Here is a 24,259-nt window from a genome sequence, read left to right on the forward strand (position 1 = left end):
GCCCGAGCATATCTACAATGCGGGCTCGATGCCCTAGGAGCGGCTCTGCTTCATGGCCTTCCCTCGATGATCAGTCGAGAACTTTGGCCTGCAAGGAGGCAAAAGTCGAGATACAAGGAGCGGCCCCAGTGCCGCGATTGGGCCCGCAGGGCCCACACATCAGCCCATGCGGTCGGACATGTACCGAGTATGAAGAGACAGTTGCTCCCATAAAGGCTGAACAATCACACTGCTATCTGCTTGAAACAGGTACTTGTGGGAGCTGGCTTGCCAGCGCTAGGGCCTGCCCAGTCACTGCCGACCTCGGCGGCAAGCCCGCACTTGCAAGCCAGCACAGTCCCCAGGTAGCGGGGAAGGGCCAGGCACCTGCATGCCACGGCTGGAGCCCGATACCCGCTCCCTGCTACCATCGGGGTTTGTTTCAGTCCAGCCCGAGAGTCCAATGACCACCGTCCGCACGCGTATCGCGCCGTCGCCCACTGGCGATCCCCACGTAGGCACCGCCTACATCGCCCTGTTCAACTATTGCTTCGCCAAGCAACATGGCGGCGAGTTCATCCTGCGCATCGAGGACACCGATCAGTTGCGCTCGACGCGCGAGTCGGAGCAGCAGATCTTCGACGCCCTGCGCTGGCTGGGCATCGAGTGGAACGAAGGGCCTGACGTCGGCGGCCCCCATGGCCCGTACCGGCAGAGCGAGCGTAGCGAGATCTACGCCAAGTACGCCAAGGAACTGGTCGAGGCCGGTCACGCCTTCTACTGCTTCTGCACCGCCGAAGAACTCGACCAGATGCGTGCCGAGCAGACCGCCCGCGGCGAAACGCCCCGCTACGACGGTCGTGCCCTGAAGCTCGATCCGGAGGAGGTCCAGCGCCGTCTGGCAGCGGGCGAGCCGCACGTGATCCGCATGAAGGTGCCGAGCGAAGGCGTCTGCGTCGTGCCGGACATGCTGCGTGGCGACGTCGAGATCCCGTGGGACCGCATGGACATGCAGGTGCTGATGAAGACCGATGGCCTGCCGACCTACTTCCTGGCCAACGTGGTCGACGATCACCTGATGGGCATCACCCACGTCCTGCGTGGTGAGGAGTGGCTGCCGTCGGCGCCCAAGCTGATCAAGCTGTACGAGTACTTCGGCTGGGAGCAGCCCAAGCTGTGCTACATGCCGCTGCTGCGCAATCCGGACAAGAGCAAGCTGTCCAAGCGCAAGAACCCTACGTCCGTGACCTTCTACGAGCGCATGGGCTTCATGCCCGAGGCGATGCTCAACTACCTGGGGCGCATGGGCTGGTCGATGCCCGATGAGCGCGAGAAGTTCTCGCTGGACGAGATGGTCGAGCATTTCGACCTGTCGCGCGTCTCGCTGGGCGGCCCGATCTTCGACATCGAGAAGCTCTCCTGGCTCAACGGCCAGTGGCTGCGTGACCTGCCCGTCGAAGCGTTCGCCCAGCGCGTGCGTGATTGGGCGTTCAACCCCGACTACCTGATGAGCATCGCGCCGCACGTGCAGGGCCGCGTCGAGACCTTCAGCCAGATCGTGCCCCTGGCCGGCTTCTTCTTCGAAGGCGCGCTGAAGCTCGACACCGCGCTGTTCGCGCACAAGAAGCTCTCGCCCGACCAGGTGCGCCAGGTCATGCAACTGATCCTGTGGAAGCTCGAGAGCCTGCGTCAATGGGACAAGGAGCGCATCACCGCGACCATCCAGGCCGTGGTCGACGCGCTCGGTCTGAAGCTGCGCGATGCCATGCCGCTGATGTTCGCCGCGATCACCGGCCAGTCCAGCTCGGTCTCGGTGCTCGACGCCATGGAGATCCTGGGCCCCGACCTGACCCGTTACCGCCTGCGCCAGGCGCTGGAGCAGCTGGGTGGCGTTTCCAAGAAAGAGAACAAGGAGTGGGAGAAGCTGCTGGTCACTATCGGTTGAGTGGCGAGTAGTGAGCGGCAAGCGGCAAGCGAAAGCGGATGGGTGTCGCGGGCTGCAGCAGGTTTTGTCAGGCAGGCAAGCCCTGCGCTGCGAGCAATGAGCAGAAGCGTATCAGCGCCACCGTCCAGCTTGCCGCTTGTCGCTCCTGGCTTGCCACTTACCTGCAAAGGTAAGTGTTTGTTATCCCAGAAAATTTTTTTCAACTTTTTTGAAAAATATGTTTGACAGGCGTTCGATCCGATCTTAATATGCGCCCCGTCCACAGCGATGAACGAAACGAAACGCCAGACACCCAGTTAGGCGAATCGAGTTCAAAGCGACAACGTGGGGCTATAGCTCAGCTGGGAGAGCGCCTGCATGGCATGCAGGAGGTCAGCGGTTCGATCCCGCTTAGCTCCACCATATTCCGCTTCATGACCCCTTGCGGGTTGGGAAGCAAGACCGGGTCCAGCAACCGGGTCTTGAAGGTAAGAAGGTTCGTCCCCTTCGTCTAGTGGCCTAGGACACCGCCCTTTCACGGCGGTAACAGGGGTTCGAGTCCCCTAGGGGACGCCAGTTTCACACAAGCGCCGTCATCGATGACGCTGGGCCGCGAGGCTAGAAATCTGGGGCTATAGCTCAGCTGGGAGAGCGCCTGCATGGCATGCAGGAGGTCAGCGGTTCGATCCCGCTTAGCTCCACCAATTTTGCCAGGGTTCGTGAAAACGGACCTGCACGAAGGTTTTCATGTCCCCTTCGTCTAGTGGCCTAGGACACCGCCCTTTCACGGCGGTAACAGGGGTTCGAGTCCCCTAGGGGACGCCATTTTTACCCGCGTTTTGCGGGACCTTTAAGGCTCATTCGCATATTGAATGGGCCTTTTGTTTTTCTGCCGCAAACACTTCTGTCGCCACACGACGCCATCGGATTCCGATCGGCGCGAGCGGGCACGGTCCTGCATCCGGTACACTGGCGCGGTCCTCACGATCGGGAGACGGCATGAGCTGGGATCTGCAAACGCCATTCATCATCGACCTGCGCGTCGGTGCCGACGACATCGATGGATTGGGTCACGCCAATAACGCGGTCTATGTCACCTGGCTGGAGCGTTGCGCCTGGCGCCACTCCCAGTGGCTCGGGCTGGACCTGGCCGAGTACCGGCGCCTGGATCGCGCGATGGCCGTGCACCGCCACGAAATCGACTACCTGGCCGCGGCCCATCAGGATGACGAGCTGCAACTGGCTACCTGGATCGTGAACTGGGACCAGCGCTTGCGCATGACGCGTCGCTTCCAGCTCAAGCGCCCCAGCGACGGTGTGACCGTCCTGCGTGCCCAGACCACGTTCGTGTGCATCGAGCTGTCCACCGGCAAGCCCAAGCGCATGCCCGGCGAGTTTCTCGAGCGCTATCGGCCGATGGAGGTCGGGGGTCTTGAGCTGTGAGCTACAAGCTGCAAGCTGCAAGTTGAGAGGCGCTGAATTGACGTCTGGCGTCAGCCTCAGCCCTGATACCATTCAGTGGATCGCAAGAAGCTCAGCTCTGCCATAGCTTGCAGCTTGCAGCTTGCAGCTTGCAGCTTGCAGCTTGCAGCTTGCAGCTTGCAGCTTGCAGCTTGCAGCTCGCCACTCGCCACTCGCCACTCGCCACTCGCTTTCCCCGGAGACCCCCATGCAAATAGCCTTGGCCCCAATGGAAGGGCTGGTCGACAACATCCTGCGCGACGTGCTGACCCGTACCGGCGGTATCGATTGGTGTGTCACCGAGTTCATCCGCGTGTGCGACCGGCTGTTGCCGCCAGCGCAGTTCGACAAGCTGGCGCCCGAGCTCCGGCAGGGTGCCCGCACGGCCGCAGGCGTGCCCATGCGCGTGCAGTTGCTGGGGTCCGACCCGGTGTGCCTGGCCGAGAATGCCGTGCTGGCCTGTGAGCTGGGCGCGCCGGTGATCGACCTCAACTTCGGGTGCCCGGCCAAGACCGTCAACAAGTCCCGTGGGGGCGCGGTGCTGCTCAAGGAGCCCGAGCTGTTGCACGCGATCGTCAGTGAGGTCCGGCGCGCCGTGCCGGCGCACATCCCGGTCACCGCCAAGATGCGCCTGGGTTTCGAGACGCCCGACGGCGCGATGGATTGCGCCAGGGCCCTGGCCGACGGCGGCGCGGCGCACCTGGTGGTGCATGCACGGACCAAGGTCGAGGGCTACAAGCCGCCGGCTCACTGGGAATGGGTGGCCAAGGTGCAGGACGTGGTCAGCGTGCCGGTGTTCGCCAATGGCGAGATCTGGAGCGTGGACGACTGGCGGCGCTGCACGGCAGTGAGCGGTGCACGCGACATCATGCTCGGCCGTGGCCTGGTCTCGTGCCCCGACCTGGCCTTGCAGATCGCTGCGGCGCGAGACGGGCGCGAGTATCGGCCCATGGCCTGGCAGGCGCTGGTGCCGTTGCTCCAGGCGTTCTGGCAGCAGGCCCAGGCCAAGCTGTCGCCACGCTACGCACCGGGACGCATGAAGCAGTGGGTGGCCATGCTGACGCGCAACTACCCCGAGGCGGTGGCGCTGTTCGCCGAGCTGCGTCGCGAGAGCGAGTGTGCACGCATCAGCGCGCTGCTGGGGCTGCCTGCGGTGTCGACCGAGCCGTGCGTCGCCTGAGCGAAAAAATTTTTGTGCCTCGGTCTTGAAAAGGCAGGTCAGGTCCTTATCTCTTCAGTACGCGATGCCGAAGTCGGGTCGCGTGATGACTGAACTCGCTGAATCTCAGGAGATGTATCATGACTACTGCTTTTTCGCTCGCTCCACTGTTCCGCCATTCCGTCGGTTTCGACCGTTTCAACGACCTGTTCGAGTCGGCGGCGCGTAATGAGACGGGTAGCAGCTACCCGCCCTACAACGTGGAAAAACATGGCGATGACCACTATCGCATCGTGATCGCGGCGGCCGGTTTCCAGGAAGCCGATCTCGACCTGCAAGTGGAAAAAGGCGTGCTGACCGTGACCGGTGGCAAGCGTGACAACGCCAATGGCGAGGTCACCTACCTGCACCAGGGCATCGCGCAACGTGCCTTCAAGCTGTCGTTCCGCCTGGCCGACCACATCGAGGTCAAGGCCGCGGACCTGGCCAATGGCCTGCTCAGTATCGATCTGCTGCGTCTGGTGCCGGAAGAAGCCAAGGCCAAGCGCATCCCGATCAATGGCGAAAAGCCTGCGCTGAACTGAGCCCGTCGGGTCACGTGACGAGAGCACCGGTCCGGGCCCGATGGCCTTGACCGATACCGGGGTCGCCTAGCGACCCCGGTTTTCGTTGGGCCCTCCCTACCTTTTGCCTCTGCGTGTCTGGCGTCTGGCTCAGGGGCTCACAGGCCCGTGGGTCAGCAGTGCCCGGAAGGCCTCCAGCGGCAGGGGGCGGCTGTACAGATAACCCTGGTACAGGTGGCAGTTGAGCTGTTCGAGAAACGCCAGCTGCTCAGGCAGTTCCACGCCCTCGGCAATCACTGTCAGGCGCAGGCTGCGTGCCATCGCCACGATGGCGCGGACGATCTCGGCATCGTTGGTGTCCAGCAACGCGTCACGCACGAAACTCTGGTCGATCTTCAGGGTGTCCACCGGCAGACGCTTGAGGTAGGTCAGCGAGGAGTATCCGGTGCCGAAGTCGTCCATGGCGAAGCCCACCTCGTGGCCTTTGAGCTCGCGCATCTTGTCGATGGTGTCGTCCAGGTTCTGGATGACGATGCCTTCGGTGATTTCCAGCTTGAGCAGGCGCCGGGGTAGCCCGCACCGGTCGAGACTGTGCAGGGTGCGCTCGACGAAGTCACGTTGCCGGAACTGGCGTGGGCTGATGTTGACGCACAGGCTGAAGCGCGCCGGGTCGATCAGCCCGTCGGCGAGCAGGTCGGCGCAGGCCTGGCAGGCCTGGTCGAGGATCCAGCCTCCCACCTCGACGATCAGCCCGCTTTCCTCCAGCACATGGATGAACTGTGCAGGGGATTGCTGGCCCAGTACGGGGTGATACCAGCGCAGCAGGACTTCGGCGCCGACGATCTGCTGGTCGCGTGCATCGACCTGGGGTTGGAAATGCAAGGCCAGTTCGTTGCGCGTCACCGCCAGGCGCAGGTCGTTTTCCATGCGCAGGCGCTCGCTGGCGGCCGTCTGCATGCTCGCATGGAACAGTTCGGTGGCATTGCGTCCGGCGTCCTTGGCACGGTACAGGGCGATGTCGGCACGTTTGAGCAGGTCGGCGGGTGTGGTGCCATGGTCGGGGATCAGCGCCACGCCGATGCTCGGGGTCACCTGCAGCTGTTGACCGTTCAGCGCCATGGGCTCGGCCAGCAGTTGACGCAGGGTACTGGCCCGCTCACCGACCAGCGCCTCGACGTCCTCTCGGCTGCCGGCCAGGTTGCCGAGCAGGACCACGAATTCGTCGCCGCCCAACCGGGCCACGGTGTCGCCGGCGCGGACGCTCGCCTCCAGGCGGGCCGTCACGACCTTGAGCACCGCATCCCCCACCGGATGGCCCAGGGAATCGTTGATGTGCTTGAAGTGATCCAGATCCAGGAACAGCAGCGCCCCGCGTGAGCCATCGCGTTGCAACACCTCGATCTGCTGACTCAGGCGATCCATCAGCAGGGCGCGGTTGGGAAGGTTGGTCAGCGGATCGTGATAGGCCAGATGACGAATCTGGGCCTGGGCATTCTTCAGCTGGGTCACGTCGCGGGCCGTGACCAGCAGGCAGTCGGTTTCGTTGAGGGTGATCGGCTCCACCGACATTTCCACCGTGAGCGCATCGCCGCGCTTGTGGCGTCCGAGCATCTCGCGTCGATGCACGCGACCCTGCTCGAGCAGTTCGGCGAGCAGGGCGGTGCGTTGCTGCTCGTCGGCCCAGATGCTGAGCTCGAATACGCTGCGCCCCATCACGTCCTCGAGCCGGTAGCCGGTCAATCGACAGAACCCTTCGTTGACTTCCAGGTAGCGTCCGCTGTCGCGTTCGGTGATGGTGATGGCGTCGGGGCTCGAGTGGAACGCCTTGGCGAACTTCTCCTCGCTGGCCTTCAGCGCGGCCTCGGCGCGTTGCTGCTGGGTGATGTCGCGCAAGGTGGTCACGCTGCAGGCCTGGCCATCGACGGCGATCACGCGGCTGGCGATCACGCAGGTCAACCGCTCGCCCTGGGCGGTGTGCGCCACGACCGCGACGTTGCTCAAACCCTGGTCGCGGATGACCTGCTCGATGCGTCGGGCCCGTTCGGGCGCTTCGGCCCAGAGCCCCAGTTGCTCGGCGGTGCGGCCGATGACCTGGTCCACGTGCCAGCCGAAGGTCTGGGTGAAGGCCGGGTTGACCTCGATGAACTGGCCGGTGTCCTGGCGCGTCACGCAGATGGGATCGGGGCTGACTTGAAACAGGCTGGCGAACTTCGCCTCCGAGGCACTCAGGCGCTGTTCGCGCTCGACCTGTTCGCTGAGGTCGACGAAGGTCGTCAGCAGGTGGATGACCCCGTCCATCTCGATGCCTTGCGTGCTGAGGATGCCGTCGTGCACCTTGCAGCTACGGTCGCGGAATGACACCTCCAGCGTGACCGGGCCGCCGGCATGCTGGGTGGCGTCGAGAATCTGCTGGCGATGCGCCGGGTCGACCCACAGGTTCAGCTCCGTCGTGGTCTTGCCGATGGCCTCGGCCAATGGCCAGCCCAGGCAGAGCTCGAAGCTCTGGTTGGCTTCCAGGATCAGCCCGTCATGCCGACGGGTGAGCAGGATCACGTTGGGACTCAGGCGGAACAAGGTGGCGAAGCGCTGCTCTGACTGCATCAGTGCAACCTCACGCTCACGCTGCCGGGTGACCTCGCGGACCACGCCGATCATCTGCGCGCGACCCTCGGCGTCATGCATCAGGCTACCGCTGATCTCCAGCCAGTGCAGGCTGCCATCGGGCCAGCGGATACGGTGCCGCATCGCCTGTCCGAACGGCTGGCCGGCGATCACCGCCTCGAAGGCCTGGCGTGCGCGGTCGCGGTCCTGGGCCGGGAGCAGGTCGAGGTAATCGATGTCGGCGGGCAGCGGCTGACCCGGGTCGAAGCCGAACAGGGCCTGCGTACCCCGCGACCAGCTCACACCACCTGAGGGGATGTCCCATAGCCAAGCGCCGAGACGCGCGCCGTTGAGCGCGGCCAGCAGTTGAGGGGCGTTTTGCCAGGCCTGCTCCGAGGCTTCGGGGTCGGAGGCGAGGATGCGCGGCAAGCGGGGGAATCGGTGTGCGGAAGTGGGCATCGGTACCAGACCTTTGGCGATGACGCGTCCTTGGGGCGAACGACGGGAATGAAGCCTGTTCAGCCAGGCGCGGCGTGGGCATCGAGCAAGGCCATGAAGGCCCGGGCGGCGTTCGACAGCGTTCGTTCCGTATGCAGAATGTAGCCCAGCTGGCGCGACAGCTCGATACCAGGCAGGGCGATCGGGGCGACTTGCTCGTCGAGCATGGTGCGCGGCAGCACGCTCCAGGCCAGGCCGATCGAGACCATCATCTTGATGGTTTCCAGGTAATTGGTGCTCATGGCGATGTTCGGCGTCAGGCCCTGACTCTCGAACAGGCGATGGACGATGTGATGCGTGAACGTGTTGCCCCCAGGGAACACCGCCGGGTGCCTGGCCACGTCGGTCAGACTGACCGCCTGGTCGTTGGCCAGCGGATGTTCGGGGGAGGCGACGAAGTCCAGCCAATCACGCCAGACCGGCGTGGCGCGAATCAGGGCGTGGGGTTCAGGCGCCAGGGTGATGACGGCGATTTCGGCGCGTCCGTGCAGCACTTCGTCATAGGCCGCTTCCGAATCGAGAAACTGGATGTCCAGTGCGACCTGCGGGTACTGCCGGGTGAAGGCGCGCAGCACAGGCGGCAGGCGATGCAGACCGATATGGTGGCTGGTCGCTAGTGTCAGTCGCCCACCCACTTCGCCGGAGAGATTGGTCAGGGCACGCCGTGTATCGTCCAGCACATTGAGGATCTGGTAGGCGCGCGGCAGCAAGGCACGTCCGGCCTCGGTGAGCGTGACCTCGCGACCCAGGCGATCGAACAGGCGTGTGTCGAGCTGCTGCTCGAGGTTGGCGACTCGCTTGCTGATCGCCGGCTGGGTCAGGAACAGCCGCTGCGCTGCGCCGGAAAAGCTGCCGGTCTCGGCGATTGCAATGAAGGCGCCCAAGGTCGCGAGGTCCATCTTGGATTCCTTAAGGTTATCCAAAGCATGAAAATTATGAATTTGAGTTATTCAATCTAACCCCATAGCATTCATCCGTACAAGCCAAGTGGTCTTTGGCACAGAAAGTCGCTGATGAGGAAACGCTCCATGGCCGGCAGAACGCTTTACGACAAACTCTGGGACGCGCACGAAGTGAAGCAGCGTGACGATGGGTCGTCGCTGATCTACATCGACCGCCACATCATTCATGAAGTCACCTCGCCCCAGGCGTTCGAAGGGCTGCGCCTGGCGCAGCGCAAGCCATGGCGCATCGACGCCAACATCGCCACGCCGGACCACAACGTCCCGACCACCCCTGAACGCAAGGGCGGCATCGACGCCATCGCCGACCAGGTCTCGCGCCTTCAGGTCAAGACCCTCGATGAGAATTGCGACGAGTACGGCATCGTCGAGTTCAAGATGAACGACGTACGTCAGGGCATCGTGCACGTCATCAGCCCGGAGCAGGGCGCGACCCTGCCTGGCATGACCGTGGTCTGCGGCGACTCGCACACCTCGACCCACGGCGCGTTCGGCGCCCTGGCCCATGGCATCGGGACCTCGGAGGTCGAGCACGTGCTCGCCACCCAGTGCCTGGTCGCCAAAAAGATGAAGAACATGTTGGTCAAGGTAGAGGGCACCTTGCCCCAGGGCGTCACCGCCAAGGACATCGTCCTGGCCGTGATCGGCAAGATCGGCACCGCCGGCGGCAACGGGCATGCCATGGAGTTCGCTGGCAGCGCCATTCGCGCGCTGTCGATGGAAGGCCGCATGACCCTCTGCAACATGTCCATCGAAGCCGGCGCACGCGTCGGCCTGGTGGCCACCGACCAGACCACCATCGACTACGTCAAGGGGCGCCCCTATGCGCCGACCGACGCGCAGTGGGCGCAGGCGGTCGCGGCCTGGCAGGACTTGGTCTCGGACGACGACGCGGTGTTCGACACCGTGGTCGAGTTTCGCGCCGAGGACATCAAGCCACAGGTCAGCTGGGGCACGTCGCCGGAAATGGTGCTGGCCGTCGACCAGCGCGTGCCCGACCCGGCCGCCGAACCAGACCTGGTCAAGCGGGGCTCGATCGAGCGCGCCTTGAAGTACATGGGCCTGTCGGCCAACCAGGCGATCACCGACATTCGCCTGGACCGCGTGTTCATCGGCTCGTGCACCAACTCGCGGATCGAAGACCTGCGCGCCGCCGCCGAGATCGCCAAGGGTCGCAAGGTCGCGGCCAGCGTCAAGCAGGCGATCGTGGTGCCAGGCTCGGGCCTGGTGAAGGCCCAGGCCGAACGCGAAGGCCTGGACCAGATCTTCCTCGCCGCCGGCTTCGAATGGCGTGAACCAGGCTGCTCGATGTGCCTGGCGATGAATCCGGACCGGCTGGAGAGTGGCGAGCACTGCGCGTCCACCTCCAACCGCAACTTCGAAGGCCGCCAAGGCGCCGGTGGACGCACCCACCTGGTCAGCCCGGCCATGGCCGCCGCCGCCGCGGTCGCCGGTCACTTCATCGATGTCCGCGAGTTGATCCAAGGGAGCGCAGCATGAAAGCCTTCACCCAGCACACCGGCCTGGTCGCACCGCTCGATCGCGCCAACGTCGACACCGACCAGATCATTCCCAAGCAGTTCTTGAAGTCGATCAAGCGCACCGGCTTCGGCCCCAACCTGTTCGACGAGTGGCGTTATCTGGACGTGGGCCAGCCTTACCAGGACAACAGCAAGCGTCCGTTGAACACCGAGTTCGTGCTCAACCACGACCGTTACCAGGGCGCCAGCGTCCTGCTGGCCCGCGAGAACTTCGGCTGTGGCTCGAGCCGCGAGCATGCACCGTGGGCCTTGGACGAGTACGGGTTCCGCAGCATCATCGCGCCGAGCTTCGCCGACATCTTCTTCAACAACAGCTTCAAGAACGGCCTGTTGCCGATCATCCTGCCGGATGAGGAGATCGACGAACTGTTCAGGCAGGTCGAGGCCATGCCCGGCTACCAGCTCACCATCGACCTGCAGGCCCAGGCCGTGACGCGCCCCGATGGCAAGGTCCTGACCTTCGAGATCGACGCCTTCCGCAAGCACTGCCTGCTCAACGGCCTGGACGACATCGGCCTGACGCTGCAGGACAGCGACGCGATCGCCGCCTTCGAGCAGCGCCACCGTGCCAGCCAGCCCTGGCTGTTTCGGGGGTGAAGAGAGCTTCAGGCGGTAAGTGACAAGCTGCAAGCGGACGGTAGTGCGGTGGGTCAGGTGTTGGCCGGACGTTAAGGCGGCGCTGACGCTCTGACTTGCAGCTTGCAGCTTGCAGCTTGCAGCTTGCAGCTTGCAGCGCCACCCCGTCCCAAGGAGACTCCGATGACCGAACACCATACCGAGGTCGTGCAACGCCAGTTCGGCGAGCAGGCCACCGCCTACCTGAGCAGCGCCGTGCATGCGCAAGGCAGCGAGTTCGCGCTGCTGCGCGAGGCGGTCAGCGGGCAGGGCAGTGCGCGGGTACTGGACCTGGGCTGTGGGGCAGGGCACGTGAGCTTTCAGGTTGCGCCTCTGGTGGGCGAGGTGGTGGCCTACGACCTGTCCCCGGCCATGCTGGCGGTGGTCGCCGGTGCCGCGGCCGAACGCGGGTTGGGCAACGTGACTACCGTCCAGGGGCCGGCCGAGCGTCTGCCGTTCGAGGACGGCACGTTCGACTTCGTCTTCAGTCGTTACTCCGCGCACCACTGGAGTGACCTGGGACTGGCGCTTAGAGAGGTGCGCCGCGTCTTGAAGCCTGGTGGCGTGGCGGCCTTCATCGACGTGATGTCGCCGGGCAGCCCGTTGCTCGACACCTATCTGCAGTGCGTCGAGGTGCTGCGTGACACCAGTCACGTACGCGACTACACGGCGGCGGAGTGGATCGGCCAGGCCTGCGAGGCCGGCCTGCAGGTACGCAGCCATGCGCGCCAGCGGCTGCACCTGGAGTTCACTTCCTGGGTCGAGCGCATGCGCACGCCCGAAGCGATGCGCGTGGCCATCCGCGACGTGCAGCACGCCATGGGCGAAGAAGTACGGCAGTATTACCAGATCGACCACGAAGGTTCGTTCAGCACCGACGTGCTGGTCCTGTGGGCCGAGCGTTGAATTCGTTTCGGCGGGCCGATCTGGCCGCGCCGCTTGATTGGATATGAGGAAAGCATGAGCAAGCAGATTCTGATTCTCCCGGGTGACGGCATCGGTCCGGAAATCATGGCCGAAGCGGTCAAGGTGCTGGAGCTGGCCAACGACAAGTTCCAGCTCGACCTGACCCTGGAGCATGACGTGATCGGCGGCGCGGCCATCGACAAGCATGGCGTGCCGCTGGCCGACGAGACGCTCGAGCGCGCTCGCCGTGCCGATGCCGTGCTGCTGGGCGCCGTGGGTGGGCCGAAGTGGGACCGTATCGAACGCGACATCCGCCCCGAGCGCGGCCTGCTGAAGATCCGTTCGCAGCTGGGCCTGTTCGCCAACCTGCGTCCGGCCATCCTCTACCCGCAACTGGCCGACGCCTCGTCGCTCAAGCCCGAGATCGTCGCCGGTCTGGACATCCTCATCGTTCGTGAATTGACCGGTGGCATCTACTTCGGCGCACCCCGTGGCACCCGTGAGCTGGACGGCGGCGAGCGCCAGGCCTACGACACCTTGCCCTACAGCGAGAGCGAGATCCGCCGCATCGCCCGCGTCGGCTTCGACATGGCCCGCGTGCGTGGCAAGAAGCTCTGCTCGGTGGACAAGGCCAACGTGCTGGCCTCCAGCCAATTGTGGCGCGAAGTGGTCGAAGAGGTGGCCAAGGACTATCCGGACGTGGAACTGAGCCACATGTACGTCGACAACGCGGCGATGCAGCTGGTGCGTGCGCCGAAACAGTTCGACGTGGTGGTGACCGACAACCTGTTCGGCGACATCCTGTCCGACGAAGCCTCGATGCTGACCGGTTCGATCGGCATGCTGCCGTCGGCCTCGCTGGATGCCGACAACAAGGGCATGTACGAGCCGTGCCACGGTTCGGCACCGGACATTGCCGGGCAGGGCATCGCCAACCCCTTGGCGACCATCCTCTCGGTATCCATGATGCTGCGCTACAGCTTCAACCGGCACACCGCCGCCGATGCCATCGAGCAGGCCGTGAGCCGTGTGCTGGACCAGGGCCTGCGCACCGGCGACATCTGGTCGAACGGCTGCAACAAGGTCGGCACGCAGGAAATGGGCGACGCAGTAGTCGCGGCCCTGCGGAATCTGTAATCTCTCTGGCCCGCTATCGTTTATCCATCGGGTAGCGGCCCACTTTTAGCAAAGGTGTAGTTGCGATGAAACGTGTAGGTCTGATCGGTTGGCGCGGCATGGTCGGTTCCGTGCTCATGCAGAGGATGCTGGAGGAGAAGGACTTCGACCTGATCGAGCCGGTCTTCTTCACCACCTCGAACGTCGGGGGCCAAGGCCCGGCGGTGGGCAAGGACATTGCCCCGCTGAAGGACGCCTACAGCATCGACGAGCTCAAGACCCTCGATGTCATCCTGACCTGCCAGGGCGGCGACTACACCAGCGAAGTCTTCCCCAAGCTGCGTGAAGCCGGCTGGAAAGGCTACTGGATCGACGCGGCCTCCAGCCTGCGCATGCAGGATGACGCCGTGATCGTGCTGGACCCGGTCAACCGCCGGGTCATCGACCAGCAGCTCGACGCCGGCACGCGCAACTACATCGGTGGCAACTGCACCGTCAGCCTGATGCTGATGGGCCTGGGCGGGCTGTTCGAGGCCGGGCTGGTGGAGTGGATGAGCGCCATGACCTACCAGGCCGCCTCCGGTGCCGGTGCGCAGAACATGCGCGAGCTGATCCGCCAGATGGGCGCCACCCATGCGGCCGTGGCCGATGACCTGGCCAACCCGGCCAGCGCCATCCTCGACATCGACCGCCAGGTCGCCGAGAGCATGCGCGGCGAGGCGTTCCCCACCGAGCACTTCGGCGTGCCGCTGTCGGGCAGCCTGATCCCGTGGATCGACAAGGAACTGCCCAACGGCCAGAGTCGCGAAGAATGGAAGGCCCAGGCCGAGACCAACAAGATCCTCGGCCGCTTCAAGAATCCGATCCCGGTCGATGGCATCTGCGTGCGCATCGGCGCCATGCGCTGCCACAGCCAGGCGCTGACCATCAAGCTGAACAAGGACGTGCCACTGGCCGACATCGAAGGCATGATCAGCCAGCACAACCCTTGGGTGAAACTGGTGCCCAACCACCGCGAGATCAGCATGCAGGAGCTGAGCCCGACCCAGGTGACCGGCACCCTGAACGTGCCGGTGGGCCGTTTGCGCAAGCTGAACATGGGCTCCCAGTACCTGGGCGCCTTCACCGTCGGCGACCAGCTGCTGTGGGGCGCTGCCGAACCGTTGCGTCGCATGCTGCGCATCCTGCTGGAGCGTTGAGCGCGTCGGCTGCCTGACGCGTGAACCTGGCCCGCCCCTGTCCTGCAGGGGCGGGCTTTTTCATGAGCGTCGGTGGAAGCAAACGCAATCCCCTGTAGGATCACCCCCGTGCCGCGATGGGCCGCGAAGCGGCCCTAAAATCGGTCAGCAATAAAGCCTTGGATCCTGCCGACTATCGCCATGTTCTCTGCGCGATAGCGCGGCGCCAAGGCGGCGCGCGGCTTCCTACAGAAATCGTGTTTTCCTGTCAGGCCGAGGGGCTACGGGTTGGAGCGGGCTTGCCCACGAGACATTTACCTTCCCACCTCTCGGCCCCCTGCCGCCCGGGCCCATGGCCTCCCCGACGCAATCGGCGTAAAGTGCCGCCCCTTGCTCATCCGGAGGACTTCCCCCATGCCCCACGCTTTCGACATCGCCGTCATCGGTGCCACCGGCTCGGTGGGTGAAACCCTCGTGCAGCTGCTCGAAGAGCTCGACTTCCCGGTCGGTGAGCTGCACCTGCTGGCCAGCCTCGAGTCCGCCGGCAGCAGCGTCGCCTTCCGGGGCCGGAACGTGCGCGTGCGCGAGGTGGAGAACTTCGATTTCACCCAGGTTCGGCTGGCCTTCTTCGCCGCGGGCCCGGCGGTCAGTCGCCGCCTGGCCGACAAAGCCCTGGCGGCGCAGTGCTCGGTCATCGACCTGTCCGGTGGCCTCGAGCAGGCGCCGGTGGTGGTGCCGGAAGTCAACGGCGCGCAGCTTGCCCAGATGCCCTGGCCTGCCGTGGTCGCCAGCCCCAGCGCGGCGACGATCAGTCTGGCCGTGGCGTTGGCACCGCTGCGCGAGCTGCTGGACATCGAGCGCCTTCAGCTGACCGCCTGCCTGGCCGTCTCCGCCCAGGGGCGCGAAGCCGTCACCGAACTGGCCCGGCAGACCGCCGAACTGCTCAATGCCCGACCGCTCGAGCCGCGTTTCTTCGACCGGCAGATGGCCTTCAACCTGCTGGCCCAGGTCGGCCCGAACGATGACCAGGGCCATGGCCTGCTGGAGCGTCGGCTGGTCGATGAGCTGCGTGCCGTGCTGGAGGCGCCCACGCTCAAGGTCGGTGTCACCTGCATCCAGGTCCCGGTGTTCTTCGGCGACAGCTACAGCGTCACCGTACAGAGCCGGCGCCCGGTCGATCTGGCGGCGGTCAATGCGGCCCTGGACGCCGGCGAGAGCCTCGAGCGCGTGGAGGGCGACGACTACCCGACACCGGTCGGCGATGCAGTGGGCCAGGATGTGGTCTATGTTGGACGAGTGCGCCACGGGATCGACGATGCCGAGCAGCTCAACCTCTGGCTGACCACCGACAACCTGCGCAAGGGCGCGGCGCTCAACGCGGTGCAGATAGCGCGCTTGTTGATAAAAGACCAGCTGTAAAAGATACTTGCCAGCACTTATGTCCTTGTTCCATCACGGGCTCGCCGGGACGATTCATCGATAGGGAAGGGGTCATGCTTCGAATCCGCAAGATGGTGCTGGCCATTGCCGCCGCTACCGCGTTCTCCTCTGGCGTGGTCAACGCCCTGGAACTGGGCGACCTGACGCTCAGGTCCGGTCAGGGTCAGCCCCTGGATGCCGAGATCGAGTTGCGCGACGTGCAAGGCCTGACGGCGGCCGACCTCAGGTCGAGCCTGGCCGGTCCCGAAGAGTTCAGCCGTGCCGGTCTCCCCATGCCAGCCTACCTCGAAGACCTGACCTTCACGCCGGTGATCGTGCCTAATGGCCGCAGCGTGCTGCGCGTGACCTCGAGCACGGCGTTGCCGGCGCCGGTGGTCAAGTTCCTGGTGCAGGTCCTGTGGCCGCAGGGTCGCCTGCTGCGCGACTACGACATCGCCCTGGATCGCCCTCAGGCACCGCCCGCGCGCGCCACGCCAGGTGTGCAGCCTGCCGTGACCGCAGCCGGTACCTACACCAGTCAGCGCCGTGACACCCTCTGGCAGATCGCCGCGCGCAACGCCCAGGGCGGCTCCGTGCAGCAGACCATGCTGGCGATTCAGGCGCTCAACCCGGGCGCCTTCATCGGCAACAACATCAACCAGCTCAAGGTCGGGCAGGTCTTGCGCCTGCCGGACGCGCAGCAGATCCAGAGCATCCCGCAACGTGAGGCCGAAGCCGAAGTGGCCGAGCAGTACGCCGCCTGGCGTGAAGGCCGGCGTCTGGGGCCGCGTGCCCGGCAGCTGGATGCCACCCGGCGTACCAGCGCCGGTGCCGCGCCTTCGCAGGTGGCCCAGGCAGACAACCTGCGCCTGGTGTCGCCCGAGTCGGCGGCCGCCGCCAACGATGCGCGTGCGCTCAACGATCAACTGGCCGTGGCCCAAGAAAGCCTCGACACTAGCCGTCGAGACAACGAAGAACTCAAGAGCCGCATGGCGGACCTGGAAAGCCAGCTGGACAAGCTGCAACGGTTGATCGAGCTCAAGAACGACCAGCTCGCGCGCCTGTCGCAGCAGGCCGGCGTGCCGACACCCGCGGTCGCCGTCGGTGCCACGACGCCGGCTACGGCGCCCGCCTTGCCAGGCGAAGCGCCGGCCGAAACCCTCGGTACGGCGCCCGTCACGGCCGCCACGCAGACCCAGCCCCCGGTGGTCACTCCGCCTGCCACGGCGAGCGAGCCGGTCATCCAGCCGGCGCCTGCGGCCGCCGGGACGCTGCCTGAGGCCACGCCGGCCGAGGCCGTGCCACCTGCCCGCGACCCGCTCGATACGCTGCTGGGCAACCCTTGGTTGCTGGCCGTCATCGCCGGCTCCCTCCTGTTGGTGCTGTTGCTGCTGGTGCTGCTCATCCTGCGCAAGCGCAGGGCCCAGCAGGAGGCCGAAAAGCACCTGCGCATGGCGCGTGCGTTGGCTGAAGAACAGACCGACCCGGAGCTCGACCTGCCACCGGGCAGCTTCGACGAACTCGATAGCCCGCACACCCTGTCGCCGGCGGTGGTGGCAGCCTCCGCCGCCGCTGCCATGCCGGCCGAGCAAGCGCAATCGCGCGAGCAGGCCGAGGCGCAGGCGGCCGATCGGGTACTGATGGAGGCCGAGTTGAAGATCGCCGACGGGCGACTGAACGATGCGGCAGAGCTGCTGGAGGCAGGCGTGGCCGCGCATCCGGCCCGTAACGACCTGCGCCTCAAGCTGATGGAAGTCTACGGGCGCCAGGGCGACCGGGACGGTTTCGTCAGTCAGGAACGGCAATTGCCTGCCACCCATCAGAACCAGACCGACGTCGACACGCTCAAGCAGCGCTTCCCGGCGATGCTCGGCATGGTTGCCGCAGGCCTGGGCGCCGCCGCACTGGCGACGGCGCGAGACGAGCAGTACGTGCAGGCGCTGATGGACGATACGCCACCCCGTGAACCCTCGACGCCGAGCGCTGCTCGCGAGCCGACGCCTGTGCCTGAAGACGATCCGCTGGCCGAGGTGCCGGACGAGGTGCTGGGCGCGGCAGCCGACCTGAAGGTCAACGCCGACCTGCCCGTGGCCGGCTATGCCGAGCCGCCCGTGCTCGAGCCTGCCGCAGCCATGACGCCGGTCGAGGCGTCCTCGGACCTGGCCGAACAGAACGACGCCGACGACGACTTCGAAGCCATGCTGGCCCAGGCCCAGGCCCAGGCGCAAGCGGCAGGTGATGCGTTCGACCTGGACATGGGCACGGCAGGACTGGACGAGCCGTCCCGCGCCGACGCCGTCCCCGCGGCGGACGGCACCCGTGGCGACGAACGTGCCGCACCGGTCGCCGAACCCGACCTGGGCGATGATTTCGACCTCTCGCTGGCACTGGACGATGACTCGCCCGCCGCGCGCAGCTTCGCCAGCGAACTGGACGACGTCAATGCCGAGCTGGACAAGCTCTCGGACAGCTTCGACACGCCAGCGGCCGGCACGCCGAGCGTCGCGGCGGTCGCGCCCGAGCCCGAACCCGAGCCGGTCGACGACCTGGACTTCGACTTCTTCTCGGGCGCCGACGAGGTGGCGACCAAGCTCGACCTGGCCCGCGCCTACGTCGACATGGGCGACCCACAGGGCGCCCGCGACATCCTCGACGAAGTCGTCAAGGATGGCGACGAAGGGCAGCGTCTGGAGGCCAGTGAGTTGCTCTCGCGCCTGGCCTAGGTCCGCCGGCGTTGCCGGCGACGCCCTGCGCCGGCACCGCCGCACCCTCACTCGGACCGGTTCATTCGTGGCCCGGTCTCGCTATACTTCCCGCTTTTCGTAGAACCCACAGGTCTTGCTCTTGGATATCATCGACACCGTCGCGGCCGAATCGGCGGCCGAAGGCCATTTCCGTATCGCCCTGGGCGTGGAGTACAAGGGCGCTCGCTACCGGGGCTGGCAGCGTCAGGCCAGTGGCGTGCCGAGCGTCCAGCAGGCGCTGGAGCAGGCGCTGTCCAAGGTGGCCGACTCGCCGATCAGCGTGCTCTGTGCCGGGCGTACCGATGCCGGCGTGCACGCCTGCGGTCAGGTCGTGCACTTCGACACCCAGGCCGTGCGCGACGAGCGTGCCTGGACCCTGGGCACCAATTTCAACCTGCCGCCCGATATCAGCGTGACCTGGGCGCGGCAGATGCCGGCCCACTTCCACGCGCGCTTCAAGGCAGTCGCCCGACGCTACCGCTACGTGATCTACAACGACCCGATCCGCCCGGCGCACCTGGCCCAGGAGGTGACCTGGAACCACCGTCCGCTGGACGTGGCGGCCATGGCCGAAGGCGCGACCCACCTGCTCGGCACCCACGACTTCAGTGCCTTTCGCGCCAGCCAGTGCCAAGCCAAGTCGCCGATCAAGCACATGCACCACCTGCGCGTCACCCGTCATGGCCAGATGATCGTGCTGGACGTGCGCGCCACGGCCTTCCTGCACCACATGGTCCGCAACATCGCCGGCGTGCTCATGACCATCGGCGCGGGGGAACGGCCTGCGGCCTGGGCTCGCGACGTGCTCGAGAGCCGCAACCGGCGCGAAGGCGGCGTCACGGCGCATCCCCATGGCCTCTACCTGGTGCAGGTGGAGTATCCCGACGAGTTCCAGCTGCCGCGCCGTTACATCGGGCCTCACTTTCTAACCGGCTACGAGGCCTTGTCGGCTGACGTTGGATGAGGCTTTTGCTAACATCCGGTGCCTTATCCGCTGACGAAGGGCCCCGTTCGTGACTATCGTTCGCAGCAAGATCTGCGGTATCACCCAGGTCGAAGATGCATTGGCCGCCGTCGAGGCGGGTGCCGATGCCATCGGCCTGGTGTTCTATGCCAAGAGCCCGCGCGCCGTGAGCGTGGCGCAGGCGCGCGAGATCCTCGCGGCCTTGCCGCCGTTCGTCACCAGCGTCGGCCTGTTCGTCGATGCATCGCGCTGCGAGCTGCAGGACATCCTCGACGCCGTGCCGTTGGACCTGCTGCAGTTTCACGGCAACGAGACGCCCGAGGCCTGCGCCGGGCACCATCGACCCTGGATCAAGGCACTGCGAGTGCGCCCTGGCGACGACCTCGAAGCGGCCTGCCAACAGTACGCAGGGGCCCGCGGTCTTCTGCTCGACGCTTATGTGGCCGGTGTGCCCGGCGGCACGGGTGAGACCTTCGACTGGTCGCTGATTCCCGCACGGCTGAGCAAACCGGTGATCCTGGCCGGAGGGTTGAGCGCCGACAACGTCGGTCAGGCCATCGCCCAGGTGCGTCCCTATGGCGTGGACGTCAGTGGCGGGGTGGAGCTGCGCAAGGGGGTCAAGGATGCCGCCCGGATCCAGGCGTTCATGGCCGCGGTACGGGCGGCTTCGGCGGCGATGTGACGGCACGCCGGGCGGCATCGTCCATAGCTATCGCTGCCACGGTCACGACCGGGCAGGCCCGGCGCCAGCGGCGCCGACAGAACATGGGGTGCAAGACGCTCGACGGGCGAGTCATGGCATGGCCGACTCGCCGGAGCGGCTTGCAGCCGTTTCGAACAGATGATGAGTTCAAGGGCAGGGTGTGTGGCTGATGTCATCCGCCTGCCAAGACTGGAGATGAAAGCATGAGCAACTGGTTGGTAGACAAACTGATCCCATCGATCATGCGTTCCGAGGTGAAGAAGAGTTCGGTGCCCGAAGGGTTGTGGCACAAGTGCCCGTCCTGCGAGGCGGTGCTGTACCGTCCCGAGCTCGAGAAGACCCTGGACGTTTGCCCCAAGTGCAACCACCACATGCGGATCGGCGCGCGTGCGCGCATCGACATCTTCCTCGATGCCGAAGGCCGTGCCGAACTGGGCGCCGACCTGGAGCCGGTCGACCGTCTCAAGTTCCGTGATGGCAAGAAGTACAAGGACCGTCTGAGCGCCGCGCAGAAGCAGACCGGCGAGAAGGACGCGCTGATTTCCATGAGCGGTACCCTGCTGGGCATGCCGATCGTGGTCAGCGCCTTCGAATTCTCGTTCATGGGTGGCTCCATGGGTGCCGTGGTTGGCGAGCGCTTCGTGCGCGCCGCCAACCATGCCCTGGAGCACCGCTGCCCGATGGTCTGTTTCGCCGCCTCCGGTGGCGCGCGCATGCAAGAGGCATTGATCTCGTTGATGCAGATGGCCAAGACCTCGGCAGTGCTGGCGCGCCTGCGCGAAGAAGGCATCCCCTTCATTTCGGTGCTGACCGACCCGGTCTACGGCGGTGTTTCGGCCAGCCTGGCGATGCTGGGCGACGTGATCGTCGGCGAGCCCAAGGCCCTGATCGGCTTCGCCGGCCCGCGCGTGATCGAGCAGACCGTGCGCGAGAAGCTGCCTGAAGGCTTCCAGCGCAGCGAGTTCCTGCTGGACCACGGTGCCATCGACCTGATCATCTCGCGCAACGAACTGCGTCCACGCCTGGCGCGCCTGCTCGCGCAGATGACCGGTCAGCCGACACCGACCCTGATGTCCGAGGCGCCGGTGGCGATCGACGAGCCCGTCGTCGCCTGATGAGCACCCGTAGCCTGGGCGACTGGCTCGCCTACCTCGAACAACTGCACCCGTCGGCCATCGACATGGGGCTGGAGCGGTCCCGCCAGGTGCTCGAGCGTCTCGCGCTGGGTACGCTGGCGCCGCGCGTGGTGACCGTGACCGGCACCAACGGCAAGGGCTCGACCTGCGCGTTCGTCGCGGCCTTGCTCAAGGCCCAGGGCCTACGGGTCGGCGTCTACGCCTCGCCGCACCTGCTGCGCTACAACGAGCGCGTACAGATCGATGGGCAGGAGGTGGACGACGAGGCGCTGTGCGAGGCGTTCGCCGCCGTCGAGGCGGCTCGTGGCCAGGTGTCGCTGACCTACTTCGAGATGGGCACCCTGGCGGCGTTCTGGCTGTTCCGTCAGGCCGGGCTGGATGCGGTCGTGCTCGAAGTGGGCCTGGGTGGACGGCTCGATGCGGTCAACCTGGTGGACGCCGACCTGGCGCTGGTCACCAGCATCGGCGTGGACCACGCCGAGTACCTGGGCGACACGCGCGAGTCCGTCGCCTTCGAGAAGGCCGGGATCTTCCGATCGGGCACGCCGGCCCTGTGCGGCGATCCGAACCCACCGCAACCCGTGCTCGACAAGGCGGCCGAGCTGGGCTGCCCGCTGTACGTCCGGGGGCGCGACTTCGCTCTGCAGCGTGCTGGCGAGCACTGGCGCTGGCACGGGCGCAGGGCCGATGGCAGTCCGTTGACCCTCGACCTGCCGACGCTCGACCTGCCCATCGAGAATGCCGCCCTGGCCCTTCAGGCCTACCTGCTGTGCGGTCTGCCATGCGACCCCGAGACACTGCGTCAGGCGCTGCTGGGTACCCGCGTCACCGGGCGCCTGGATCGTCGCTCCGTGCCGTGGCAGGGCAAGCGCCTGCATCTGCTGTTGGATGTCGGCCACAACCCCCACGCTGCCCACTACCTGGCGCAGCGCCTGGCCGCCCGTTCGCCCCAGGGACGACGGTTGGCGGTGTTCGGGCTGCTGGCCGACAAGGACCTCGACGGCGTGATCGCGCCACTGCTCGGGGTGGTCGATGACTGGGCGGTAGCGCCGTTGGCGTCGCCGCGCAGTCGCTCGGCAGCCGAGTTGCACGAGGCCCTGAAGAACCTTGGCGCGACGGTGAAGTCTCATGAGGGCGTCGACGCTGCGCTCGAAGCGCAGTGCGCGCAGGCGACGGAGGATGATGAGATCCTCCTGTTCGGTTCGTTTTTCTGCGTCGCCCAGGCCCTTGCGTGGCTGGAGCGGCAGGGCTCGAGGGGCTAGATAGATGGCAGGGCTGGACAAGGGCGTGAAGCAACGGATCGTCGGTGCGCTGGTGCTGGTGGCGTTGGCGGTGATCTTCCTGCCGATGCTGTTCACGCGTCAGGACGAAGTGCGCGAGGTCCAGGTCGAGGCGCCCCAGGCGTCGGCCAGGTCCGAACTGCCTGAGGTGCAGGTCGATCCAGTCGCCGTGCCCGAGCCACAGGCGCTACCGCAGGCGCCAGCGGTCAGCGAGGCGCCGCCGGTGGTGGTCGACGAGTCCACGGCGCCCATGACGGCGCCGCGCCAGCCCATCACGCCGTCCCACGAGGCTGCGGCCAAGGCGCCTGCCAAGGCACCGGCGCCCGTGGCCCGCGCAGAGGCACCCGCGAGCCCTCAGGCGTCGTCGCCTGCGCCGATGGCGGCCCAGGCGCCGAACGCTGGCAACAAGGTCGATGGCAATGGCCTGCCGGTCAGCTGGTCGATCCAGGTGGCCAGCCTGTCCAATCGAGCCGGCGCGGACAACCTGCTGAAGACCCTGCGCAGCCAGGGCTACAATGCCTACATTCGGACCGCAGGCGGGCTCAATCGCGTGTTCGTCGGCCCGCTGATCGAGCGCAGCGAGGCCGAACGTGTGCGTGACGTGATCAACCGTCAGCAGAAAATCAAGGGCATCGTCGTGCGCTTCGAGCCGGAGCGTGGGTAATGACGCAGGCCGAGCCCGTCAGGGTGGGTGTGGTCGGTGTCGTGAGCGCTTGAAGCCACGGCGCAGGCTGCACGCTCCCCGCCTGGTCCCCTTTGCATCGAGACCGCCTGTCCTGCGGCTCGATCGCACCACCGAGATACCGTCGCGGCGGAACGCATCCGTCATCAGCCTGTCTCCACCCTGACATTCCGCTTACCCCATCCCCGTCCCTCTGCTAAAATGCGCGCCCTAATAGGTCTGCAGGCAGCACCGTGGCATTTACCTGGGTCGATTGGGCGATCATCGCGATCATCGCCGTTTCTTCGTTGATCAGTCTCAACCGTGGCTTCGTCAAGGAGGCCCTCTCGCTGGTCACCTGGCTGGTCGCCGGTGCGGTCGCCTGGTTGTTCGGCGGGTCACTGTCGCAGTACCTGGAGCCATACATCCAGACGCCCTCGGCGCGGGTCATCGCAGGCTGTACCATTCTGTTCGTCGCCACCCTGATCGTGGGGGCGATGATCAATTTCATCGTGGGCGAGCTGATCCGTGTGACCGGATTGTCCGGCACCGATCGCTTTCTCGGCATGGTCTTCGGCGCGGCGCGTGGCGGCCTGCTGGTGGTCGTGGCCGTCGGGCTGTTGAGCCTCGGCCCGGTGCAGCAGGATCCCTGGTGGCAGCAGTCCCGTCTGTTGCCGCAGTTCGTGCTGGTCGCCGACTGGTCGAAGAATCTCGTGCTGGGCTTTGCCAGCCAATGGATGTCCGGTGGGGTCGGTCCTGCGACCGATCTCCCTTTCAAGGAGCAGCTGCTCGGGCCGAACCGGTCGTGAGCGGACTCAGTCAGGTTTCATCAAAGTAGGGGTTGCGTCG

Annotated in this window: 19 protein-coding genes and 4 tRNA genes; 21 read left to right on the top strand and 2 right to left on the bottom strand. The window is 65.9% G+C overall.

Features of this window, described 5'->3' with window-relative positions; all coding sequences use genetic code 11:
- The first annotated feature begins 442 nt into the window (after nt 1-442).
- The 8 genes from gltX to G7007_RS18495 all read left to right on the top strand — a co-directional run bounded on the left by gltX (nt 443) and on the right by G7007_RS18495 (nt 5,107).
- Nucleotides 443-1,924: a glutamate--tRNA ligase gene (gene gltX / locus G7007_RS18460; RefSeq protein WP_181104085.1), complete on the top strand. Its 1,482-nt coding sequence runs from the start codon at nt 443-445 to the stop codon at nt 1,922-1,924.
- A 326-nt stretch (nt 1,925-2,250) separates the two neighbouring features.
- Nucleotides 2,251-2,326, top strand: a tRNA-Ala gene (locus G7007_RS18465).
- A gap of 77 nt (nt 2,327-2,403) precedes the next feature.
- Nucleotides 2,404-2,479, top strand: a tRNA-Glu gene (locus tag G7007_RS18470).
- 52 nt (nt 2,480-2,531) lie between these two features.
- Nucleotides 2,532-2,607: transfer RNA gene (locus tag G7007_RS18475), tRNA-Ala, on the top strand.
- 45 nt (nt 2,608-2,652) lie between these two features.
- Nucleotides 2,653-2,728: transfer RNA gene (locus G7007_RS18480), tRNA-Glu, on the top strand.
- A 174-nt stretch (nt 2,729-2,902) separates the two neighbouring features.
- Complete coding sequence (locus G7007_RS18485) at nt 2,903-3,346, top strand: acyl-CoA thioesterase (RefSeq protein ID WP_181104087.1); 444 nt, start codon at nt 2,903-2,905, stop codon at nt 3,344-3,346.
- A 226-nt stretch (nt 3,347-3,572) separates the two neighbouring features.
- Entirely contained in the window at nt 3,573-4,544 is a 972-nt protein-coding gene (locus tag G7007_RS18490; RefSeq protein WP_181104089.1) for a tRNA dihydrouridine synthase, read from the top strand.
- Nucleotides 4,545-4,663: 119 nt separating this feature from the next.
- Nucleotides 4,664-5,107, top strand: coding sequence for an Hsp20 family protein (locus G7007_RS18495; RefSeq protein WP_060394484.1), 444 nt, complete (start codon nt 4,664-4,666; stop codon nt 5,105-5,107).
- A gap of 129 nt (nt 5,108-5,236) precedes the next feature.
- Here G7007_RS18495 and G7007_RS18500 read toward each other — a convergent pair whose 3' ends face one another.
- Both G7007_RS18500 and G7007_RS18505 read right to left on the bottom strand, forming a co-directional pair.
- Nucleotides 5,237-8,146, bottom strand: a complete 2,910-nt coding sequence (locus G7007_RS18500; RefSeq protein WP_181104091.1) for an EAL domain-containing protein — start codon at nt 8,144-8,146, stop codon at nt 5,237-5,239.
- Between the two features lie 59 nt (nt 8,147-8,205).
- Nucleotides 8,206-9,084 (bottom strand): LysR family transcriptional regulator, encoded by an 879-nt coding sequence (locus G7007_RS18505; RefSeq protein ID WP_181104093.1) that lies wholly within the window; start codon nt 9,082-9,084, stop codon nt 8,206-8,208.
- Nucleotides 9,085-9,213: 129 nt separating this feature from the next.
- Here G7007_RS18505 and leuC point away from each other — a divergent pair, with 129 nt between their 5' ends.
- From leuC to G7007_RS18570, 13 genes are all read left to right on the top strand, one after another.
- Nucleotides 9,214-10,647 (top strand): 3-isopropylmalate dehydratase large subunit, encoded by a 1,434-nt coding sequence (gene leuC, locus G7007_RS18510; protein WP_181104095.1) that lies wholly within the window; start codon nt 9,214-9,216, stop codon nt 10,645-10,647.
- Entirely contained in the window at nt 10,644-11,285 is a 642-nt protein-coding gene (gene leuD / locus G7007_RS18515) for a 3-isopropylmalate dehydratase small subunit (RefSeq protein ID WP_181104097.1), read from the top strand. Before leuC ends, leuD begins: the two co-directional genes overlap by 4 nt.
- Nucleotides 11,286-11,447: 162 nt before the next feature.
- On the top strand, nt 11,448-12,209 hold the full coding sequence (locus tag G7007_RS18520) for a class I SAM-dependent methyltransferase (RefSeq protein WP_181104099.1): 762 nt from the start codon (nt 11,448-11,450) through the stop codon (nt 12,207-12,209).
- A gap of 54 nt (nt 12,210-12,263) precedes the next feature.
- Nucleotides 12,264-13,346, top strand: coding sequence for a 3-isopropylmalate dehydrogenase (leuB, locus tag G7007_RS18525; RefSeq protein ID WP_181104101.1), 1,083 nt, complete (start codon nt 12,264-12,266; stop codon nt 13,344-13,346).
- A gap of 65 nt (nt 13,347-13,411) precedes the next feature.
- Nucleotides 13,412-14,524 (top strand): aspartate-semialdehyde dehydrogenase, encoded by a 1,113-nt coding sequence (gene asd, locus G7007_RS18530; RefSeq protein WP_181104103.1) that lies wholly within the window; start codon nt 13,412-13,414, stop codon nt 14,522-14,524.
- 393 nt (nt 14,525-14,917) lie between these two features.
- Nucleotides 14,918-15,922: an aspartate-semialdehyde dehydrogenase gene (locus tag G7007_RS18535; RefSeq protein ID WP_181104104.1), complete on the top strand. Its 1,005-nt coding sequence runs from the start codon at nt 14,918-14,920 to the stop codon at nt 15,920-15,922.
- A gap of 74 nt (nt 15,923-15,996) precedes the next feature.
- Complete coding sequence (locus G7007_RS18540; protein WP_181104106.1) at nt 15,997-18,645, top strand: FimV/HubP family polar landmark protein; 2,649 nt, start codon at nt 15,997-15,999, stop codon at nt 18,643-18,645.
- Between the two features lie 121 nt (nt 18,646-18,766).
- The gene (gene truA / locus G7007_RS18545; protein ID WP_375139505.1) at nt 18,767-19,630 is read left to right on the top strand and encodes a tRNA pseudouridine(38-40) synthase TruA; all 864 of its coding nucleotides are present in this window, start codon (nt 18,767-18,769) and stop codon (nt 19,628-19,630) included.
- A gap of 49 nt (nt 19,631-19,679) precedes the next feature.
- A complete protein-coding gene (locus G7007_RS18550) occupies nt 19,680-20,312 on the top strand; it encodes a phosphoribosylanthranilate isomerase (protein ID WP_181104110.1) in 633 nt (210 codons plus the stop codon).
- Between the two features lie 224 nt (nt 20,313-20,536).
- Nucleotides 20,537-21,448, top strand: a complete 912-nt coding sequence (gene accD / locus G7007_RS18555) for an acetyl-CoA carboxylase, carboxyltransferase subunit beta (protein ID WP_181095564.1) — start codon at nt 20,537-20,539, stop codon at nt 21,446-21,448.
- The gene (gene folC, locus G7007_RS18560) at nt 21,448-22,731 is read left to right on the top strand and encodes a bifunctional tetrahydrofolate synthase/dihydrofolate synthase (protein WP_181104112.1); all 1,284 of its coding nucleotides are present in this window, start codon (nt 21,448-21,450) and stop codon (nt 22,729-22,731) included. Before accD ends, folC begins: the two co-directional genes overlap by 1 nt.
- 4 nt (nt 22,732-22,735) lie before the next feature.
- Entirely contained in the window at nt 22,736-23,413 is a 678-nt protein-coding gene (locus G7007_RS18565; protein ID WP_181104114.1) for an SPOR domain-containing protein, read from the top strand.
- A gap of 251 nt (nt 23,414-23,664) precedes the next feature.
- The gene (locus G7007_RS18570) at nt 23,665-24,219 is read left to right on the top strand and encodes a CvpA family protein (protein WP_181104116.1); all 555 of its coding nucleotides are present in this window, start codon (nt 23,665-23,667) and stop codon (nt 24,217-24,219) included.
- Nucleotides 24,220-24,259 lie beyond the last annotated feature (40 nt).

Origin of the sequence: Pseudomonas entomophila (assembly GCF_013523125.1) — a bacterium.
In the GTDB taxonomy this organism is placed as follows: domain Bacteria; phylum Pseudomonadota; class Gammaproteobacteria; order Pseudomonadales; family Pseudomonadaceae; genus Aquipseudomonas; species Aquipseudomonas entomophila_B.

What these genes read in the sequence shown, in the direction of transcription:
- gltX (WP_181104085.1), top strand. Translation starts at nt 443, where the DNA reads ATGACCACCGTCCGCACGCGTATCGCGCCGTCGCCCACTGGCGATCCC.
- G7007_RS18485 (WP_181104087.1), top strand. Translation starts at nt 2,903, where the DNA reads ATGAGCTGGGATCTGCAAACGCCATTCATCATCGACCTGCGCGTCGGT.
- G7007_RS18490 (WP_181104089.1), top strand. Translation starts at nt 3,573, where the DNA reads ATGCAAATAGCCTTGGCCCCAATGGAAGGGCTGGTCGACAACATCCTG.
- G7007_RS18495 (WP_060394484.1), top strand. Translation starts at nt 4,664, where the DNA reads ATGACTACTGCTTTTTCGCTCGCTCCACTGTTCCGCCATTCCGTCGGT.
- G7007_RS18500 (WP_181104091.1), bottom strand. Translation starts at nt 8,146, where the DNA reads ATGCCCACTTCCGCACACCGATTCCCCCGCTTGCCGCGCATCCTCGCC.
- G7007_RS18505 (WP_181104093.1), bottom strand. Translation starts at nt 9,084, where the DNA reads ATGGACCTCGCGACCTTGGGCGCCTTCATTGCAATCGCCGAGACCGGC.
- leuC (WP_181104095.1), top strand. Translation starts at nt 9,214, where the DNA reads ATGGCCGGCAGAACGCTTTACGACAAACTCTGGGACGCGCACGAAGTG.
- leuD (WP_181104097.1), top strand. Translation starts at nt 10,644, where the DNA reads ATGAAAGCCTTCACCCAGCACACCGGCCTGGTCGCACCGCTCGATCGC.
- G7007_RS18520 (WP_181104099.1), top strand. Translation starts at nt 11,448, where the DNA reads ATGACCGAACACCATACCGAGGTCGTGCAACGCCAGTTCGGCGAGCAG.
- leuB (WP_181104101.1), top strand. Translation starts at nt 12,264, where the DNA reads ATGAGCAAGCAGATTCTGATTCTCCCGGGTGACGGCATCGGTCCGGAA.
- asd (WP_181104103.1), top strand. Translation starts at nt 13,412, where the DNA reads ATGAAACGTGTAGGTCTGATCGGTTGGCGCGGCATGGTCGGTTCCGTG.
- G7007_RS18535 (WP_181104104.1), top strand. Translation starts at nt 14,918, where the DNA reads ATGCCCCACGCTTTCGACATCGCCGTCATCGGTGCCACCGGCTCGGTG.
- G7007_RS18540 (WP_181104106.1), top strand. Translation starts at nt 15,997, where the DNA reads ATGCTTCGAATCCGCAAGATGGTGCTGGCCATTGCCGCCGCTACCGCG.
- accD (WP_181095564.1), top strand. Translation starts at nt 20,537, where the DNA reads ATGAGCAACTGGTTGGTAGACAAACTGATCCCATCGATCATGCGTTCC.
- folC (WP_181104112.1), top strand. Translation starts at nt 21,448, where the DNA reads ATGAGCACCCGTAGCCTGGGCGACTGGCTCGCCTACCTCGAACAACTG.
- G7007_RS18565 (WP_181104114.1), top strand. Translation starts at nt 22,736, where the DNA reads ATGGCAGGGCTGGACAAGGGCGTGAAGCAACGGATCGTCGGTGCGCTG.